Origin of the sequence: Dolichospermum sp. UHCC 0259, from assembly GCF_009711935.1 — a bacterium.
Lineage (GTDB): Bacteria > Cyanobacteriota > Cyanobacteriia > Cyanobacteriales > Nostocaceae > Dolichospermum.
This window is the reverse complement of record NZ_VIKX01000307.1, coordinates 1-19,086: the sequence shown is the minus strand read 5'-3', so window position 1 is coordinate 19,086 and position 19,086 is coordinate 1. Positions and strand designations below refer to the sequence as shown.

General features: G+C 36.8%; 17 protein-coding genes and 3 pseudogenes. 10 read left to right on the top strand and 10 right to left on the bottom strand.

Annotated features, from left to right (window positions below; genetic code table 11):
* Window positions 1-73, bottom strand: a pseudogene (locus FJR05_RS25030) (gas vesicle synthesis protein GvpA); the annotation flags it as partial.
* A 551-nt stretch (window positions 74-624) separates the two neighbouring features.
* On the opposite strand from FJR05_RS25030, the gene FJR05_RS25025 reads away from it, so the two are divergent.
* A complete protein-coding gene (locus FJR05_RS25025; RefSeq protein WP_168646602.1) occupies window positions 625-891 on the top strand; it encodes a hypothetical protein in 267 nt (88 codons plus the stop codon).
* A gap of 245 nt (window positions 892-1,136) precedes the next feature.
* A complete protein-coding gene (locus FJR05_RS25020; protein ID WP_174783853.1) occupies window positions 1,137-2,462 on the top strand; it encodes a glutamate-5-semialdehyde dehydrogenase in 1,326 nt (441 codons plus the stop codon).
* Window positions 2,463-2,681: 219 nt separating this feature from the next.
* On the opposite strand, the gene FJR05_RS25015 is transcribed toward FJR05_RS25020, so the two are convergent.
* Window positions 2,682-4,097, bottom strand: a complete 1,416-nt coding sequence (locus FJR05_RS25015) for an isochorismate synthase MenF (RefSeq protein WP_168646601.1) — start codon at window positions 4,095-4,097, stop codon at window positions 2,682-2,684.
* Window positions 4,098-4,421: 324 nt separating this feature from the next.
* Between FJR05_RS25015 and menA the strand changes: the two genes are divergently transcribed.
* The 3 genes from menA to FJR05_RS24995 all read left to right on the top strand — a co-directional run bounded on the left by menA (window position 4,422) and on the right by FJR05_RS24995 (window position 7,812).
* Window positions 4,422-5,321, top strand: coding sequence for a 2-carboxy-1,4-naphthoquinone phytyltransferase (gene menA / locus FJR05_RS25005; protein WP_168646599.1), 900 nt, complete (start codon window positions 4,422-4,424; stop codon window positions 5,319-5,321).
* A 203-nt stretch (window positions 5,322-5,524) separates the two neighbouring features.
* Window positions 5,525-6,502: an o-succinylbenzoate synthase gene (locus FJR05_RS25000; protein WP_168646598.1), complete on the top strand. Its 978-nt coding sequence runs from the start codon at window positions 5,525-5,527 to the stop codon at window positions 6,500-6,502.
* Window positions 6,487-7,812, top strand: a complete 1,326-nt coding sequence (locus tag FJR05_RS24995) for a 2-succinylbenzoate--CoA ligase (protein ID WP_168646597.1) — start codon at window positions 6,487-6,489, stop codon at window positions 7,810-7,812. Before FJR05_RS25000 ends, FJR05_RS24995 begins: the two co-directional genes overlap by 16 nt.
* On the opposite strand, the gene FJR05_RS24990 is transcribed toward FJR05_RS24995, so the two are convergent.
* The 4 genes from FJR05_RS24990 to FJR05_RS24975 all read right to left on the bottom strand — a co-directional run bounded on the left by FJR05_RS24990 (window position 7,813) and on the right by FJR05_RS24975 (window position 11,633).
* A complete protein-coding gene (locus FJR05_RS24990) occupies window positions 7,813-8,262 on the bottom strand; it encodes a thioesterase family protein (protein WP_168646596.1) in 450 nt (149 codons plus the stop codon). It abuts the gene before it with no gap.
* A gap of 121 nt (window positions 8,263-8,383) precedes the next feature.
* The gene (locus tag FJR05_RS24985; protein ID WP_168646595.1) at window positions 8,384-8,764 is read right to left on the bottom strand and encodes a hypothetical protein; all 381 of its coding nucleotides are present in this window, start codon (window positions 8,762-8,764) and stop codon (window positions 8,384-8,386) included.
* Between the two features lie 433 nt (window positions 8,765-9,197).
* Complete coding sequence (locus FJR05_RS24980) at window positions 9,198-10,277, bottom strand: T3SS effector HopA1 family protein (RefSeq protein WP_168646604.1); 1,080 nt, start codon at window positions 10,275-10,277, stop codon at window positions 9,198-9,200.
* A 117-nt stretch (window positions 10,278-10,394) separates the two neighbouring features.
* Window positions 10,395-11,633: a phosphotransferase family protein gene (locus FJR05_RS24975; protein ID WP_168646594.1), complete on the bottom strand. Its 1,239-nt coding sequence runs from the start codon at window positions 11,631-11,633 to the stop codon at window positions 10,395-10,397.
* 611 nt (window positions 11,634-12,244) lie between these two features.
* Here FJR05_RS24975 and FJR05_RS24970 point away from each other — a divergent pair.
* Entirely contained in the window at window positions 12,245-13,594 is a 1,350-nt protein-coding gene (locus FJR05_RS24970; protein WP_168646593.1) for an ATP-binding protein, read from the top strand.
* 37 nt (window positions 13,595-13,631) lie between these two features.
* Entirely contained in the window at window positions 13,632-14,894 is a 1,263-nt protein-coding gene (locus FJR05_RS24965; RefSeq protein WP_168646603.1) for a tellurite resistance TerB C-terminal domain-containing protein, read from the top strand.
* Window positions 14,895-14,936: 42 nt separating this feature from the next.
* Here the strand turns inward: FJR05_RS24965 and FJR05_RS24960 are convergent, their stop codons facing one another.
* The 3 genes and pseudogenes from FJR05_RS24960 to FJR05_RS24950 form a co-directional block, all read right to left on the bottom strand.
* The gene (locus FJR05_RS24960; RefSeq protein ID WP_168646592.1) at window positions 14,937-15,284 is read right to left on the bottom strand and encodes a Rieske (2Fe-2S) protein; all 348 of its coding nucleotides are present in this window, start codon (window positions 15,282-15,284) and stop codon (window positions 14,937-14,939) included.
* Between the two features lie 270 nt (window positions 15,285-15,554).
* Window positions 15,555-16,610 (bottom strand): tellurite resistance TerB family protein, encoded by a 1,056-nt coding sequence (locus FJR05_RS24955; RefSeq protein WP_168646591.1) that lies wholly within the window; start codon window positions 16,608-16,610, stop codon window positions 15,555-15,557.
* Between the two features lie 35 nt (window positions 16,611-16,645).
* Window positions 16,646-16,951, bottom strand: a pseudogene (locus FJR05_RS24950) (hypothetical protein); the annotation flags it as partial.
* A 17-nt stretch (window positions 16,952-16,968) separates the two neighbouring features.
* Here FJR05_RS24950 and FJR05_RS27505 point away from each other — a divergent pair.
* From FJR05_RS27505 to mdh, 3 genes and pseudogenes are all read left to right on the top strand, one after another.
* A pseudogene (locus FJR05_RS27505) lies at window positions 16,969-17,127 on the top strand (glycosyltransferase family 2 protein); the annotation flags it as partial.
* Between the two features lie 92 nt (window positions 17,128-17,219).
* On the top strand, window positions 17,220-17,435 hold the full coding sequence (locus tag FJR05_RS24945) for an NAD(P)H-quinone oxidoreductase subunit O (protein ID WP_168646590.1): 216 nt from the start codon (window positions 17,220-17,222) through the stop codon (window positions 17,433-17,435).
* A gap of 99 nt (window positions 17,436-17,534) precedes the next feature.
* A complete protein-coding gene (gene mdh / locus FJR05_RS24940) occupies window positions 17,535-18,500 on the top strand; it encodes a malate dehydrogenase (protein ID WP_168646589.1) in 966 nt (321 codons plus the stop codon).
* Between the two features lie 37 nt (window positions 18,501-18,537).
* Here mdh and FJR05_RS24935 read toward each other — a convergent pair whose 3' ends face one another.
* Entirely contained in the window at window positions 18,538-18,828 is a 291-nt protein-coding gene (locus FJR05_RS24935; RefSeq protein ID WP_168646588.1) for a translation initiation factor, read from the bottom strand.
* Window positions 18,829-19,086: the final 258 nt, after the last annotated feature.

Genomic DNA, 19,086 nt, shown 5'->3' with positions numbered 1-19,086 from the left:
CGATACCTTTGTCAAGGATTCTATCAATAACTTCTGCCAAGCTGGAGGAAGAATTAGTTTTTTCGACTGCCATAATGTTTGCACCTTAGCTCATTGTTGTTTGGTGGTTAGTTATTTAACCAACCACAATATACAAATATCACTAATTCCAAAAGATGTAAATAGATGGGAAGGTAAAAAATGTAAATAAATGTAAATTTCATTATTCATTCATTATTTAGAATCTGCTCTGTATTACTTGTCAGTATTACTTAGGCAACCCGGATAATGTTTTTATATTTATTTAATTAAAATATCAGATTTATAGTTCTATTTTTAATATAAATAGACAGTGTAAACCTAAGCTGGGCATACTTTTTGAGTATTTTGGGAATAAAATTTAGATCAACTTTATCGGTATGGCTGGGCTGTAGGTATCTCTAAAAAATAAGTGAATAGACTATTTGCCAATGCGTAGGAACTATAAAAGATAAGTAGAATTATCTTTCCGTATGTAAGCCTTAGCTACGGTAAATTTCCGTAAGTCCAACAGAATTTCTATTTAAAGTTAAGTGGTCATACTATTAGCCACTCTTTATGGAAATAAAGTAGGATGATTTTAACTAATTATTTTTTCTAAAACCTATGTCTACGCAAGGAACTCCTCCTACTGTGCCACAGACGGCTTTAGCTGCTTTGGTGGATACGTTTATTCGTCAAGGTCATCCATCTCAATACGCTCAAGCGATGGCGACTTCAATTATTTTTCAGACGGATTTAGATTTACGGAATGCTCAGTTGGCTAATCTTTTGGGTTGGTTGAAAGAGGAGTATCATGATATCTATCCTTTAGCTCTGGCTGTAGTCGAAAAAACTTGCTCAGATTTTGAGCGTCAAGTTCAAGAAGGTTAAGTTTCTGGACTTACAGCAAATTGTCATCAAACCTGGAATAAGAACCCCACCCCTAACCCCTCCCCGCAAGCGAGGAGGGGAATAAGAAGTTTTTTATATGTCCTGGTGTACGCAGTTCATGATGGCTACTTACAACAGATTTTTAGTGTGACACTTGCGTAAGTTCTCAGAATTATTGACGACTAAGATTGATAGGATGGGAAAAAGACACAGATTGTCACCATACTTGAAATTTCTGGCGTGCTATGACTATTCTCGACATTGTTTCTCCTTTAAGTGCGATGCCTACTGCAAGCGAAGCTATCGCACAACAAACTCGGCAAGCGGCAACTAAGCTGGCGGTTCTCTCTACTGAGGAAAAAAATCAAGCGATTGAAGCGATCGCTCAGGCGTTAGAATTAGCTCAGGATGATATTTTGGCAGCAAATATGGCTGATTGTCAAGCAGCGACGGCGGCAGGAATCGCTAAACCCCTTTATAAACGGTTACTTTTGGACGAACATAAATTAAGGGATGCGATCGCTGGTGTGCGAGATGTTGGTAAACTAGAAGATCCTGTTGGTAAAGTTCAAATTCATCGAGAAATTGATACAGGTTTAATTCTCAAACGCATTACCTGTTCTTTGGGCGTTTTAGGTATCATTTTTGAAGCCCGTCCCGAAGCCGCAATTCAAATAGTTTCCTTAGCAATTAAATCCGGTAATGGCGTAATTCTCAAAGGTGGAAAAGAGGCTTTACGTTCTTGCGAAGCTATAGTTAAAGCCATTAAACAAGGATTATCTCACACAGCAGTTAATCCCGATGTCGTGCAATTGTTAACCAGTAGAGAAGAAATATTAGAACTATTGCAATTAGATAAATATGTAGATTTAATTATTCCCAGAGGTTCTAATGCTTTTGTGAAATTTGTCCAAGACAATACCCGGATTCCCGTATTAGGTCATGCTGATGGTATTTGTCATCTTTATGTAGATCAATTTGCCGATATTACCAAAGCTATTAGTATTACCGTAGATTCTAAAATTCAATATCCTGCTGCTTGTAATGCCATTGAAACTTTGCTAGTTCATAGTAGCATTGCTGCCGAATTTCTCCCCCAAGTTGCCGCAGCTTTACAAGCACAAAATGTAGAATTAAGAGGTGATGAATGCACTTTACAAATTTTACCAAATATTGCCTCAGCCACAGAAATAGACTGGCAAACGGAATACAGCGATTTGATTTTAGCCATTAAAATAGTTGATTCTTTAAATGAAGCCATATCCCATATTGAAAATTATGGTTCTCGCCACACAGAAGCAATTATTACTGAAGATATCACAGCCGCAGAAACTTTCCAAGGTTTAGTCAATGCAGCGGGAGTTTATCATAATTGTTCTACCCGATTTGCTGATGGTTTCCGTTATGGATTTGGTGCAGAAGTGGGAATTAGTACCCAACAAATGCCTCCGCGTGGACCCGTTGGTTTAGAAGGTTTGATAACATATAAATATCAAATGTCTGGTAATGGACATATTGTGAAAACCTACACAGGTGCAAATGCAAAATCATTTACTCATCAAGACTTATAATACAAGTAGGGGCGCAGGGTCTGCGCCCATTCCGTGAATATAATTATCCATAAGTCCTCACTTCAAACCAAAGCGTAAGCATTAAGCTATCAGTGGTCAGCACTCAGCTAAAACCGGATTTTCGGCGTTTGGAAGTGGGAAGACTGACATCAGTAATTAATATTCAGAATGCTTATCAATTCAATTCTTGCTGATAGCTGATAGCTGACGGCTGAATGCTTACACCAAAGCTTTTAATAAAGCTTGCAATTTAAGTTGCACTTCTGCAAATTCCTTTTCAGGATCTGAACCGGCAACAATACCCGCACCTGCATACAGTCTCGCATAATTCCCATCAATTAAAGCCGAACGAATCCCCACAATAAATTCACAATTTCCTTCTCCGTCTACCCAACCTAAAGGCGCTGCATATAGACCTCTTTCAAAACTTTCATAACGACGGATTTCTGCACAAGCAATATCTCGTGCTGCACCGGCTACTGCTGGAGTAGGATGGAGTTTAGCAACTATTTGTAATGGGTGAATATGATTCGGAACTACTGCGCTAATTGGTGTCCATAAATGCTGGATATTAGATAATTGTCGGAGTCTAGGGGCTAAAATTTGCGGAAATAAACCCAATTGAGATAAATGTTGAGTAATAAAATCTAGCACCAGTTTATGTTCGTGTTTTTCTTTGGTACTATTAACTAAATTATTAGCATTTGTAGCATCTTCTGTGGGGTTTTTTCCTCTGGGGGCTGAACCTGCCAAAGCATCAGTAATTAACTGCTGTTTGTGAATACTAATTAGTCGTTCTGGACTAGCACCAATAAAGTTCTGTCCTTGACCATTACTGGTAGAAAATACATTACAATTAGGATGTGATTGCCGCAGATTATTCAGGGAATTTAATAAATTAAAATCATGATTAGCACTGACATCTAAGGTATCAGCTAAAACAATTTTTCTTAAGTGGTTAGCATGAATTATTTCTAAAACTGATGAAACAGAAGTTTTAAATCTGTCACCATTGTTAGTGATTTTTTTATATAAATTTAAAGGAGATTTATCAATATTTAGAGAATGGGTATTTAAAGATTTAATAATTTCTAAATGGCATTGTAAATTATCCAATACCTTGGTAATATTCATCCGAGAATTAATAATTGTATTCATTATTAATGTGCAGCGATTATTTTTTACAGCTATTTGCCAACAAGGTAAGAAAACTGTAGCAGAAGGAAATGGATAATCTGCTTTTTTATGCTGATCAAAAAAACTAAAAGTACAAAAAAATCGAGGTAGGAAAAAATTCTGATTTTGATGATAAATAGGAATGATATTTTTCAAGCAATTTTTGATAAATTCTTCTGATTTTGTGAACCTATCTTGACCAGAAACTTCTACTTTATCTAAAGTACCAATTGCGGCTATTGCTTCACCATTACTTCTATTTTCAAAATAAAAGTTGATGGTATTTTTTTGATTAAATTGATCGAAAACCAGCAAAGGATCAACTAAGCTAATTTCTAGAGGAATACTGACAATTTTACTATTATTATGGCGACGGCAATTTTCCTGAACCTCTAATAGCAATTGATTAAGGTATTTGTAATCTACAAAGGTGTGGCTACGACATGGTGAAATTGTCATGGATGTATAAGTTAATTTTTATTAAGTTATCTTCCTAAAATGTAATGAATCATGGTGGTATTTTTATAGGTAACATAATTCAGTCACCATTAACCAGCATAAACTTAGCTTGATTATGGAGTTTATCCTGTTTTAGCAGCAAGATAGCAGGTTTCATGGCAGGATATTCGCCTATAATCATAAAACTAGCATTTTTTGGTAATTTATTGATTGTCCTCATGAGTGATCAACAATCATAAATCTCAAATAGCTAGTCAAGTTTCCTGGAAAATTATAAAATTTAACTGATAACTAAAGTTCTGGTAATTTAATTAATCACGACTGATGACTTCAACTCAGATTTCACCACCTCAAGCTAAACTATGGCTGGCGGCTATTAAACCGCCAATGTACAGTGTGGCTATTATGCCGATTTGGGTAGGTTCGGCGGTAGCATTTAGGGAAGTAAATATTTTTAATATAACAATATTTTCTTTGTTTATTGCGGCGGCGATTTTAATTTTAGCTTGGGAAAATATTAGTAATGATGTCTTTGATTCTGATACTGGAATTGATAAAAACAAACATCATTCATTGGTGAATTTAACTGGTAATAAAACTTTAATGTTTTGGATAGGAAACTTGTGTTTAGGTTTGGGGTTGTTGGGAATAATAGCGATCGCTCTTTTGCAAAAAGACCCCACAGTTATTGCTATAATCCTCTTATGCTGCGGCTTAGGCTATATGTATCAAGGTCCCCCCTTTCGGCTAGGATATCAGGGTTTAGGGGAATTTCTCTGCTTTTTTGCCTTTGGTCCATTGGGTATGAGTGCAGCCTATTACAGTCAAACTCAAACTTGGTCTATCATCAATTTAGCAGCTTCCGTGATTTTGGGCATTGCTACCAGTTTAGTGTTATTTTGCTCTCATTTTCATCAAGTTGCAGATGACATAGCCGCAGGAAAAAAATCTCCCATTGTGCGTTTAGGAACGCAAACAGGCGCAAAGATTTTAGTCGGATTTACTGCGAGTATTTATCCTTTAACTTTGCTATTTGTGATTTTGAATATTTTTCCAATTTGGACATTACTAAGTTTTCTGAGTTTACCTTTCGCAATTCAATTATGTCGTCACGTCTTAGAAAATCACAATCAACCAGACAAAGTAAGTAACTCTAAATTCATCGCTATCAGAGTTCATTTTGTAAGTTGTTTATTTTTGGGTGTGGGATTTATTCTTGGTTAATAATAGCAATTCTTATGCTAGTGAGGTACAAAAAGTCAGAATTAAACGCAGATAAACGCAGATGAACACAGATAATTTTGTACCTCATCAGACTAGAAAACGCTATATATAGAGAGGAACACAAAAGGGGATAAATTCTCTTCTTCTTTCTTTATTCCTGAATGGGCGCAGGCCCTGCGCCCCTACATCCTGACTCCTTTTCAATGATTTATCAATTTTCCTTTCGTTACTTTAGTCAAAAATTCACCAAACCTATTATTACAAATCATGGAGTTTGGGAAATCCGCGAAAGCATAATTATCTGTTTAATTGATGAAAAATATCATATTACTTGGGGAGAAATTTCTCCTATTTCTTGGTTTGGTTCAGAAACCATAGAACAAGCCTTAGATTTTTGTCGTCAACTTCCACAAACAATTACCACAGAGATAATTTTCGCAATTCCCGACAACTTACCAGCCTGTCAATTTGCTTTTGAATCAGCCTTAGCAGTTAATCTAACCCACGAAGGTGGGTTTCGCCTGTGTAGCCGCGACTTCCAGTCGCCAGGTGCTTACAGTGGCTTATTACCAGCCGGAAAATCAGCATTAAATCAATGGAGTAACTTATGGGAACAAGGATATAAAACATTTAAATGGAAAATCGGTGTTAATGAAATCAATCAAGAATTAGAAATATTTGATTTACTTATTTCCAGTTTACCAACATCAGCAAAATTACGTTTAGATGCTAATGGTGGACTTACTTATCAACAAGCTAAATTATGGTTAAAAAAATGTGATCAATTCTTACCCAAAATTGAATTTATTGAACAACCTTTATCTGTAGATAAATTTACAGCAATGCAAGAATTAAGTAAATTATATTTAACACCTATAGCCTTAGATGAATCTATCGCCAATCTCCACCAATTAGAATCATGTTTTCAGCAAGGTTGGCGAGGAATATTTGTGATTAAACCGGGGATATTCGGTTCACCATCTCGGTTAAGAGAGTTTTGTAAACAACATCAAATTGATATGGTATTTTCATCTGTATTTGAAACCGAAATTGGGAGACAAGCCTCACTACAATTAGCCTCAGAATTATCCACAAATAACCGCGCTGTTGGCTTTGGGATTAATCACTTTTTTCAACAACAAGAAGCAAACTGGCTAGAAAGTCTATGGAAAACCTTTTAAATAATATCCAAAATCATGATTGGCTAATTTGTGATCATAGCCAAGAATTACCAAAGATAGTAACAGAATTATATTTAAAATTCACCCAGTTATCAAATCCAAAAATCATCATTGCAGAAAAATCACCAGTGAGATTTTTAGCCAGTTTTATTGCTGCTTGTGCAGCTAAATGTCCAGTTTTTCTCTGTAACCCAGATTGGAGTTCAGACGAATGGGAACAAGTCTTTAATTTAATTCAACCAGATATAGTTTTAGGAATAGATTATAACTTTTTCAAATCACCAATCACCAATCACCAATTACCCATTACCAATTCTATCATGATTCCCACTGGTGGTTCATCAGGAAAGATCAAATTTGCTATTCATACATGGCAAACATTAACCGCCTCCGTACAGGGATTTACAGAATATTTTCAAATCAATTCAGTTAATTCATTTTGTATATTACCCTTGTATCATGTGAGTGGATTAATGCAATTTATGCGTTCATTCACAACAGGAGGTAAATTAGTCATAACCTCATCTAAAATATTAGAATCTTCTCAAATACCAAATATTAATCCCCACGATTTTTTTATATCTTTAGTTCCTACCCAATTACAAAAAATCTACCAAAATCCCGAATTAACTCAATGGTTATCCCAATTTTCTACTGTCCTTTTAGGAGGTGCGCCACCTTGGAATGAACTATTAGAAAAAGCGAGATTTCATCAAATTAGATTAGCACCTACCTATGGAATGACAGAAACCGCTTCTCAAATAGCAACACTCAAACCTGATCAATTCTTACAAGGTAAATTTAATAGTGGAAAAGTTCTGCCCCATGTTAAAATTAGTATTGATAATCCACCGGGAAATATAAATATTCAAACTCAATCTTTAGCATTAGGTTATTATCCCCAAATCTGGGAAAATAGAAATAACTTTGTAGTTGATGATATTGGTTTTTTAGATCATCAAGGCTATTTACATATTATTGGCAGAGATAGCGACAAAATTATTACAGGTGGAGAAAATGTTTACCCAATCGAAATTGAAGCAGCGATTAGAAAAACTCAAATGGTAATAGATGTTTGTGTAATTGGTGTACCTGATAAACATTGGGGACAAGCATTAACAGCTATTTATATTCCCAGTCATCAAAATATTTCTCATTTGCAAATTCAAACTCAACTAAAAAATCAACTGAGTAAATTCAAAATTCCCAAACATTGGATTTCCCTACCAAACTTACCTCGGAATAATCAAGGTAAAATCAACCGTCAACAACTCCAAAAAATCGCCGAAGATATTCTAAAAAACAACTAATTACATCACCTCTTCTCTTGACTTTCTTCTTTCTGCACCCTCCGCATCTCTGTGATTAGTTGTTAACCAATTATTTATATAATCTGGTAATTCTTGCTTCATTTTACTACTTGTATCAATGCAAATGTGCCTAGTAATTGCCTTTGCAACTATGACTTCATCTATAATCATCTCATAGGTAATTTCAAACTTATCTAAACCTATTTTTTCTACTAATAAACTAATCATTAAATTGTCACCACAATACATAGGACGTAAAAAATCTACATTTGCATGAACAATAGGAAAAGCGACAGATGGATTAGTAAAAAATGATTTAAGATTAATACCAGAAGCTGCTAATGAAACCTCATAAGCTTCATGACAAATTCTCAAGATATTAGCGAAATAAACGACTCCAGCCCCATCAGTATCTTGAAATCTTACGGTGTAGTAATATGTAAAAGCCATTGTAAAAATGTCCTGAATTAAAATCTGTTATTACATATTATTTTACTTTATATTCAGTAGGTGAGTGCGGGAAACTCAAAGTATGTTTAGTGATGATTGTGATGACTGCTAATTTCTGTATTTAATAACGACCTTTATCACGTTCTAAATCAAAAATGGCTTTTTCGATGTACCATTTGTCACTTTTTCCAGGATGTTTAATTTTGAGATTGTTGATTAATCTTTCGGCTGTGGGAATATCTCCCTGAACTTTTAATAACAGTTTATTCCATTGACGACCGGAAAAGCTAGAACTATTTGAGGACTGATGCTTAATTTGTGAAAGCCTTTTATTCCTTTTATCTCTGGACTTTCTGGACTCTTGTATCTCTCCCCATTTCGGTTGGTAAATTGATCTTTTTTTCCTGTAAACCTCGATTACTCTATCTAGGAGTAAGAAAATCACTCGCAATACCAGGAGTAGAAAAATTATCTGAGTGAGGATTGAAATTAAGATACCCATGATAAATTCAGTGATGATGGATTTGGTTCATCATGTAACGCCAAAGATGTTTAATTCAGTGATTTAGATCATACTGTGTCAGTGCTAAAAGTGCATATTTGGAGAAATTGCCCAAAAAAGCGATCGCCTAAATTACTAGAATTACGCACGTTCACTAACTTACGATCATATAAATGAACAAAATTGCGTCGTTTTCGCCCTTGAAAATAACTTATTTAGTAGGGTGCGTCAGATAGAGGAAATCTGTTTTTTAGCAAATTATCGGGTCTGACGCACCCTACAAGAGATAAAATCCACATCTTAGTATTTAGTGCGTCAGATAGAGGAAATCTGTTTTTTAGCAAATTATCGGGTCTGACGCACCCTACAAGAGATAAAATCCACATCTTAGTATTTAGGAAACTTAATCAATTCGTAAGCCCTCCTTTACTACTTAAATTAACGGCTGATAAATATCCTCAGAAGCCGGATTCAGATAGGGATGCTGCACGTCAATCAAGTTTCTGGCAAAGTGTTGGTTAATGACTTCTATTCTTTCTTCCAGGGCATTTTTACCCTTTTGCCAAGATTCTAATAACGCATTGGCAACAATTTGACAACGATTCATGCCAAAACTTTCTTGAGAAGCAAATTTTTGATTTGGTTCTTCTGCTAACCCTAATCCTGGTGCTAAAAATTTCGTAAATAAGGGAATTTCTGGCTGAAAGTAAGCTTGATGTTTTTGATAAATATCTTGCAGAATATTCCGAATTGTGGGGTAATCTTGACTTTCAAAATGCAGCACGCCAGCATCATAACGCTGATATGCAGCAGGATTATAAAGAACTTGAAAACTGAAGACGATTGATTCATTATTCAAGGCTTGGGTTAAGCTATCCATGAGGACAATTGCCCCGGCTGATGTAATATTAAAGTAAATCCGCCCTACTTCTAAATCAGTATTTTGTTGATCTTGATTTTCTATTGCTGTATTACTTACTGCGACATAACAGCCATTCTGTAAGCGATTTTTAGGCATCCATATTGCTATTAATTCCCCCACTTTAGGTGACTTTTTCCGGGGTTGTAGATGACATTCTGGCTCAATATATAAGGTTAATCCATCTTTATTTACAGCCATACTCCCATCAGGTTCAATTCTCAAAATCTGCCAATTGGGTTCATAATGACCTGTCCCATGATTGCTATGATGTAGTTGTTCATAAAATTCTTCATCTACACCTAAACTATTATTTTCTAGGAAATTTACCGGAGATTGACAATTATTATTTGTGGCTAAAACTGTTTGTAGTGAACCATTGTAATAAATACCATAGAGGAAATTTCTTAACAGTATATTCAAATATTTCTGTTTTAAGGAAGGTGAGTTTTGTTGAAACCTATTTGCTATATTTGTGGGTAAGGCAAAAGGTTGATAATTGGGATGGTAAATACAAAAATTAGGTTCAATCTGGATATTACTGGCAATATCGAATAATGTATTGAGAATTTGATTGGTAGAGTCATCAAACATTAATGTGTTTTGCACCTCAAATTTTAGGAGAATATATATTTCAAGAATTATTGAACGCAAATGAACGCAGATAAACGCGGATAAGAAGGGATGAAATCATGGATTTTCATCATATTACTAACAACCGCGTAGACGAGTTTTTTCGTAATAAAGACGCACTAATTGTTGTTCTTTTTGGGGTTGGGGAAGTTTCTGAAGTGTGGGGACAGATTGGAGGATTTCGGCGGCGGAAATGCCAAAAATTGTTAATACTGATTGGTCTGGCATTGTTAAGAGGCTTTTAGCAACTTCGAGCATACATAAGTTACTATTGTCAAAGGATTTTTGGGATTCAATTCTGTGTTGAATTTGTTGAATTAATGCTAAACCTGCAAACTTAATTACCCGCAAAATGAAGTCTTGATGATATTCTAAAATCATGGGGAAGGCATCAAGATAAGCCTGAATTAATGCTAAGATGGAAGGCTGTATTGCTTCTAGAGGAATCATGGCTAAGTTTAAAGATTCTTCTAGCTCTAATGTCGGATCTACGATTAAGCTGGACAGCCACAGGCGTAAATAACTGGCTAATAAAGTTCCTAAATCAAAAGCTGGATCTCCCCAAGTGCAAGCTTCCCAGTCAATTAGTTTTGTCAAGCAGTTATCTAGCTGTTCCCATCGAGAGTGAACGAGAATATTGCTTAATTGTAAATCGTTGTGAGTTAAACAAGATGGTTTCCAATCATACGCTAAGTCAGCGATCGCTGATTCTAAACTTTCGTAACGCTGATACAGACGGTGAAATTGTAGCGCCTCAGTGGGAATTGTCCCAAATGTGTCTGGATTTATTGAGGGTATGCCTTGGGCGGGATTGTAAAAATTATAACGAAACTGTCCTGCGGGGGCAGTAGACATAAAATCACGATACTCACGTTTATTGAACGTGGCTCGGTGTAATCCTGCTAACGTAGTACCAATCGCGCTGGCGATTGCTGTAGGAAATATACTACTCTGTTGATAAAATTTTCCTAACTCCACATATTCGCTGAAGTAGCTCCGCACCAGAATAGAATTTTCTTCATCAAAATGTAACAATGATGATGCGATCGCTCCAATATTACCAATCACTGGAAATTTCTGCAATAGTTGGTGAAACAGCCATTCATTAAAGAGTTCATGGCAATTTTGATCATTATTAATGTGACGTTCTTGTTTAATCAGTAGTTGGCGATTATTTGCCAGGATTACCAGTAAATTCCCATTTTTATTGCTATTTTCTGGCAATACAGATTTATATGCAGCGCCATCTTCCGCGCTACACAGTCCTGCCTTGAGCAGATACTGGATAACATTTTGAGAAGACAGTGATAATAACATGAATTATTTCCTAGTTATTTAAATGGCTAAAGAGTTACCGCAGTCAATATTGAGGTGGCTGTAGCAGTTCTTAGGTTAATGGTAAAAAATTTACGAAACATTGCTACTATCTACTAATATCTCATTTGTGTCAGAAAGACCTGCCAAAATGGCAATATTAGCTATTTTTTTACTTTCAAGTCTACGGAAGAAACTATAAAATCTTTACAATATCTGTAGTAGAGCTTTGCACCTTGAATCAAACATTACTGTTTCTGAAATAATTGCTAGGACATATCCAGTTACAACAAGGGTTACTTACAGTTACCAGTGATCTATATTTCCTGTATGTATGTTAGCAATTTATCCTGATTATAACCAGTATTAGTTGACTTTTGTCCCCAATGTTCTTTAGTATAATATATGAATGGCTACACTTGTATTCCTGTAGGTACAGGAGTTAGGAGGAGGAGTCAGGAGTCAGGAGTCAGGAGGAGGAAGAAGAAGAAAGAAGAATGGAGGGAGGCAAGAATAATATAAATTAGACATAAGTAATGGAACCGAATTAATTATACAATTGATTTTTCTGTCCCCAGCCCCCAATCCCCAGTTCCCTTTTAACCAGTTGATTGATGGATCATCTACCAATGCTGACGGCAAATACTACATCTTATACAGCGGTTCAACTTCTACAACGCCAAGCTGCCTCCCTTTTACTGTATCAATCTGTCCTAGATAGCGACGTAGGTAGAGCGTTTCTGAATTTATTACAAACCATCCGTTATACTGATGCAGATGGGCGAGATTGCCTCCAGGCTTACGGTAGTTATTTCCAAGCTTTAGCCAATAGTCATCAAACCTGGGAAGAATATCTGATTGGGCAAATTCTCACTGCGGATAATCCTTTTAGCAAATTGGCACAACGGCAGGAGTTTAGGCAATTACCTTTGGCTTTAATAGTGGCCGTGCAACATGATTTGCAAATATTACAAAGTTTATATGAATGTAATAGTGCGGTTTTGAGCGAGTGGGTACAAATGGCGACGCATTTACCTACTTCTCCTGTAGTTTGGTATCGAGAACCGGAAACTCTAGGGGGAGAAACGGGTTTAATGGCATCTCTTCCCCAGTTGGCAAATTGGGGTGATGCGGTGACAGATTTAGCCGCTTATTATCAGCAATATGGAACTGGTTTATTTTCCCAATATAGGGCTTTCCGTTGGCAAAGTGGGCAGTTAGTTGGTATTACTTGTCCTGATGGGGTGAAACTGTCTACATTGGTGGGTTACGAGTGGCAAAAAGATGCTTTAGTGAAAAACACAGAGTTTTTATTGTCAGGCGAAACTGCATTGCACGTATTACTGTATGGTAGTCGTGGTTCAGGTAAGTCTTCTTTAGTTAAATCTTTATTAAATGAATATAGTCATAGAAATTTGCGCTTAATAGAAGTATCTAAGTCGGAATTGCCAGATTTACCAAAAATTGTCGAATTGTTGCGAGGTGTTCCCCAGAAATTTATTATTTTTGTAGATGATCTTTCCTTTGAAGAAGATGATGATAGTTTCAAAGCCATGAAAGTAGTTTTAGAGGGTAATGTAACTGCTAGACCGGAAAATGTAGTTGTATATGCTACGTCTAACCGTCGCCATTTAATTCGGGAATATTTTACTGATAGACCAGCCCCCAAGGATAACAATGAAGTTCATGGTTGGGATACAATGCAAGAAAAGTTGTCTTTTAGCGATCGCTTTGGTCTAACATTAACTTTTGCAGCCGCAGATCAAAACACCTATTTACAAATAGTCCAGCACCTAGCAGCAAATATCAATATTTCTCCCGAAGATTTAGAATACAAAGCTTTACAATGGGCAACCCGTCATAATGGCCGTTCTGGCAGAACCGCAAGGCAGTTTATTGACTTTTTAAAGGCAGATTTAGCTGTATTTGGTGAAAATGTGAGGAATAATGACGTTAATTACTAATCATTCTAACAACTTGGCTACCATAAAACCTAGTAAGATGCAACCAACAGTAGTTAGTCATCGAGTCGTACTAGGAATAACCGCTTTTAGTGTCAGTTTTGGGTTAAGTCTTGTTCCTAATTGGGATATTTCTAGAGCCTTTTTTACGGGAATAATTACAGTATTAGCTACTTATGCAGCCGCATTTCTGGTTGATAAACGGCGAAGAAATGATGAGTTTAAGATGATTGGTTCTCTCCAAAGACGGATTCGAGATATAGAAGGATTAAAATCCCGTATTCTCAAGGAAATAAACCAATTAGAAGAATATAGAAATTTATTGTATGCAGAAACTCAGCAGTTAGAAAATCAAATTGGAGATTGTCGTAGTCAAAGAGATAGTTTGCATCGAGATATCGGTACATTGGCTGCCCAAAAAAAGCAAATTGAAGCCGAAATTTATAATCTTAAAAATGAATTTACCCATTTAGAGAATAGTAATATAGAGCTAAATAATAGTTGCAATAATTTGATTACAGAAAAGCGAAGATTAGAGCTAAATTGTCACGCTTCCCGTGCTGAAATCAACCAAATTCAACCTCAATTAGATGTAATCAAACAGCAAAAAAAAGAATTAGAAAATGATGTGATTTTGTTAGAAAGACTTAAACCACAATTAGAAGAAAAGCTTTATGAACTACGCATAGAAATTCAAAATAAAGAACTGGAAATTACTAAGCAAAATGATTTACTAGCAGAAACAGGTATAACTAGAAATAATCTGGAAAATACACTCCAATTATTACAGAATAAGACATTAGAACAAAAAACGGAAGTTAATCAACTGCAAAATCAAATTTCCGTCTTACAAGATGAACGGGATTTATTGCAAAATCAAGTTTGGGAATTACTTCAACAAGTGGAAACAATTAGTCCCCCAACATTGCCCGATAATGAAGAAGATAATTTAGACTTATTTCCTTTTGATGAATTATTAGAACCATTAGATTCCACAAATGGGAAACATGATCACACAGAAAATTTACCAACAGAATGGAATAATTTTTTAAACCATCTCCCCGGTTATGAAATTCAGGTTTTGAAAGCCATACTGGAACAAGATAACCCCAAAGCTACTATTAAAGAAATTGCTGAAGCTAATATTACTATGCCCAATCTTTTGATTGATGCTATTAATGAAATAGCTACTAATACGATTGGTAAGTTAATTATTGAAACCCATACTGAAGTTCCCGAAATTGTTGAAGAACATTTATTAAATGTGAAAACAATGATTAATAAATATTCAAAAATCAGTTAAGTAGCAATACAATTGAGGGCGGGGAAACCCCGCCCCTACTACTTAGACATCAATTAAAATGTTGCCAGCTTCTACTTTTATAGGATAGGTTGGTAAAGTTTTTTCCGAGGAAACCATTGATAGTAATTTACCAACTACGGGTGGGAAGGGACACCAAGTTTTTACTTCTCCATTACCCAAGTCAAATGCACTGCGGTGGAAGGGACAAACTATCGCCCCATCTTCGATTTTTCCTTTTTTCAAAGACATTTTTAAGTGAGGACAGGTATCATTAACAGCATACAACTGATTGTCGTGGTTTAAGAGGAGGATCTTGCGATCGCCCACTTTGACTACTTCACGCGCACCAGCAGCCAGTGCATTAGCAGCTAAAACTTGAGTCCAAGCCATGAGATTCTCCTAATTTTAATAGACCTATTCTTAGTTTCTCGCAATTGTGTCCTATGCGATCGCTAATAAGTACCTATGCAAAATTCATTAAACATTTTCAAAATTACTAAACCAATCAATTTTGTAGGGGCAAACCCCCTGTGGTTGCCCCAAATACCGGGGTAGGCACGGGGGCGCTACCCCTACATTAAATCCAAATTTTCATAACCAGTAGGGGCGCAGGGCCTGCGCCCAAACGTCTGACTACTGCTAAAATTGAGAAATTGAGATTTAGGCAAACTCAATCGTATTGACAAAATCTAAAATAGCTTTTTTCATTTTCTTGGCCTCTTCCTTCACAGAACCAGGTACTTCCCCATTTAAAAAGCTGCGTTGACTACTAACTATATACAAACATTCATTATTAACAAAAGACAACAATCCTCTATAGGCATCTAATTTTATGCCATTATTGCCATTAGTTTCTTGCTTGGATATAGTTGAACCTTGAGGCATATTTACTAATACATAGTAATAACTTTCTAAAGTATCTTGCCAATATTCTTTATGTTTCACTTCCGCCGTAGGAACATGAGAAATAATTGCTTGGGGGACATATTTATCCACCAAAACCCTATGCAGATATCCTTCATCTTCCTGGGATTCCAGATCATCAATTTCTTCTAGAGAGAGAGGATAATAATCAATTCTGAGTAAAGTACCAATATCATCCGCAAAACTCACCATTCCTTCCTCCGTTTGCAATTGTCCGCCCTGTTCATAATTTAAAGGAATAGGAACTATAAAGTTACCCAAAGGTGATTGATAAAATTGTTCACCAGCTTCATTGAAAATGACTGCTTCATATTCTTCATCAAGATATTCTTCCTCATCCCCAGCTTCTATTGAGGCAATTATCTCTTTGATAATTTCTTCCGCTTCTTCATCATCCAGTTCTAAAGCTATTTGTAGTTGTTTCAGAAAAACCTTTTTATTTGCTGGAATAATTAAATTTTCCGCATCTAAAAGCATAATCACTCCAGCCGCAAAACCATCTAAAACTGCCTCATCAGAAATCCCTGCATTAGCAGCATTAAACAAAGAACCTAATCCAGCCTCTCTGGCAATTTCTACGAGTCTATCCACCGTTTCTAGCATTTCTTCTTCTGAGTATTCATCAAATATTTCAAACTCCCAGAGAATATCAGCTAAACTTTCTGCATCTATATCTTCAACTCCACAATCAACTATGGTAGTAATCACACCAATTGCTGCTACTGCCTCTGGTTCATTCAATGATTCTTCGATTTTGTCTTTGGACTTGAAAATATAATCATACTTTGTCATAACTTCTATCTCCTCAATTAATTTGTTGTTTGTACTCAATTACTAGGTTGAGAAATCCGGGTTTCAATATCTTCCAATGTCCGTAATAATAGGCGATTTGCCTGTAATTGCCAACCCCATTTTTGTATTCTAAAGGCTGCTACAGTCCCCCCAATAGCTGCTAATAAGCCAATGGGTTGATTGAGGGAAATACCCAATAACAAACCCAAACCAGCAATTCCCCAAAAAGGCAAAGCTACGGTTTGTCTTTGCTCCTCCACAATTTCTGCAATTTTACCAGATGGTATTGTAGCTAATAATGTCGCTTTTAGTTGCCTCTGTTCTGCTAATGGTACTGATAGACTAGTATGTTAATCCTGTTCATTTTGCTTTATTATTAGCGATCGCTCTCTCTTATGATCGCAAAGATGCCACCGGTGGTTGGTTATTCTGGCTTTCTCCTTTAGCGGTGCTACGCATCTTTTTATCTGCATTTCACACTCCCAAGCAATGGCGCGGCAGAAAATATAAGGACTAAAAAACAAGGTAATTAATAGAAAAATTCCCCTTGTGTCTGGGTACAAGCTAAAATTTTCAGTAAAAGCGTTTATTTTGGAACGAGGGGAACTTATGGCTATTAAAAAAGGAAATATGGTGCGGGCTATTCGGGAAAAGCTGGAAAATAGTCTAGAATCTCAGGCTAGTGATTCCCGTTTACCTAGTTATTTGTTTGAAACCCAAGGGGAAATTGTGGATATCAAGGGTGATTATGCTTTGGTGAAGTTTGGACAAGTACCAACCCCAAATATTTGGTTAAAGTTGTCACAGTTGGAAGAGTTTGTGTAATTGGTAGTTGTGCTTGAGCCTAAAAGTTAGCAATATGGTGGGTTACATTGTCGCTAACCCACCGGACTATGATTAAAGAATCGCAATTATCGAAAAATTATGTCTAATTCCCCAATTGTTGGTAATTCTCCCCTGGTAACGATTGTGGGCGCAGGGAGAGTTGGTAGCACTTTAGCCCAACGCATTGCTGAGAAAAATCTGGCTGATGTGGTATTGTTGGATATTGTTGCCGGGATGCCTCAAGGTTTGGCTTTAGATTTGCTGGAAGCGCGGGGAATTGAGTCCCATAATCGGCAAATTAGCGGAACTAACAACTATGCAGATACGGCTAATTCCAATATTGTCGTGATTACGGCGGGTTTTCCTCGCAAACCGGGGATGAGTCGGGATGATTTGCTGAAAGTCAATGCCCAGATTGTGGTAAATGCGGCTAAAAATGCGATCGCTCATTCTCCTGATGCTATTTTTATAGTGGTCACAAATCCTTTGGATGTGATGACTTATTTAACTTGGCAAACTACAGGTTTACCTAGAAGTCGAGTTATGGGTATGGCTGGGGTTTTAGATTCTGCCAGATTTGAAACTTTTGTAGCTTTAGAATTAGGAGTTTTACCCGCAGATGTCAAAGCAATGGTATTAGGAAGTCATGGAGATTTGATGGTTCCTTTATCTCGCTATGCCACAGTCAATGGGATTCCCATTACAGAATTATTAAGTCAAAAAACCATTGATAATTTAGTCGCCAGAACTCGCAATGGTGGCGCAGAAATTGTGGAATTAATGCAGACTGGTGGGGCGTTTTTTGCTCCGGCTTCGGCGACTTCAATTATGGTGCAGTCAATATTATTAAATGAATCTCGGTTGTTACCAATGGCGGCCTATTTGCAAGGAGAATATGGTTTAAATGATGTGGTAATTGGTGTTCCTTGCTTGTTAGGAAATGAGGGAATTAAAAAAATTGTGGAAGTGAATATTAATGATCAGGAAAAAGCAGCTTTGCAGACTTCGGCGGAGTCGGTGAGGGAAAATATTACCAGGGCGTTGGAGATTTTGCAGGAAACTTGACCTCCAACTCCCTCACACTTCTCTTCATTAATAGAAGTTAATTTTCCTCGTCGGCGGGGTCGCCATAGGGATCTTCACTGGCGGGACGAACATTACCAAAGTTACCTTGGTCGGCGGGGTCGCCATAAGGGTCTTCACTGGCGGGACGAACATTATCAAAATTGCCTTGGTTAGCGGGGTCGCCATAGGGGTCTTCACTGGCGGGACGAACATCACCAAAATTGGCTTCGTTTAGATCATCACGAGGTGGACGGATTTCTTCTTGATCTCGTTTATCACCTAAGCCTACTAAAAAATCTTTCGCTTTTTGCAAAAAGTCGTTAACCATGATCTGTCTCCTTATGATCGTGCTTCTGGTACTTGAGTGAGATCCCGACCTGTGGTGCGTCCGTTATAGCCTTGGAAGTCACTATACTTTTGTGCTTCTGATTCGGGGACACGAATACCACCAGGGGGGGGAGTTACCCAATGAGCGCGTTTTTGCTCATCGCGGTAATATACGCGCTAGTGTGTTAATTTTGACAGGAAAACCAGGGATTTCCTTCATGCAGAAAGTATGATAGAAAAAAGGATACCTGAAAGCTCA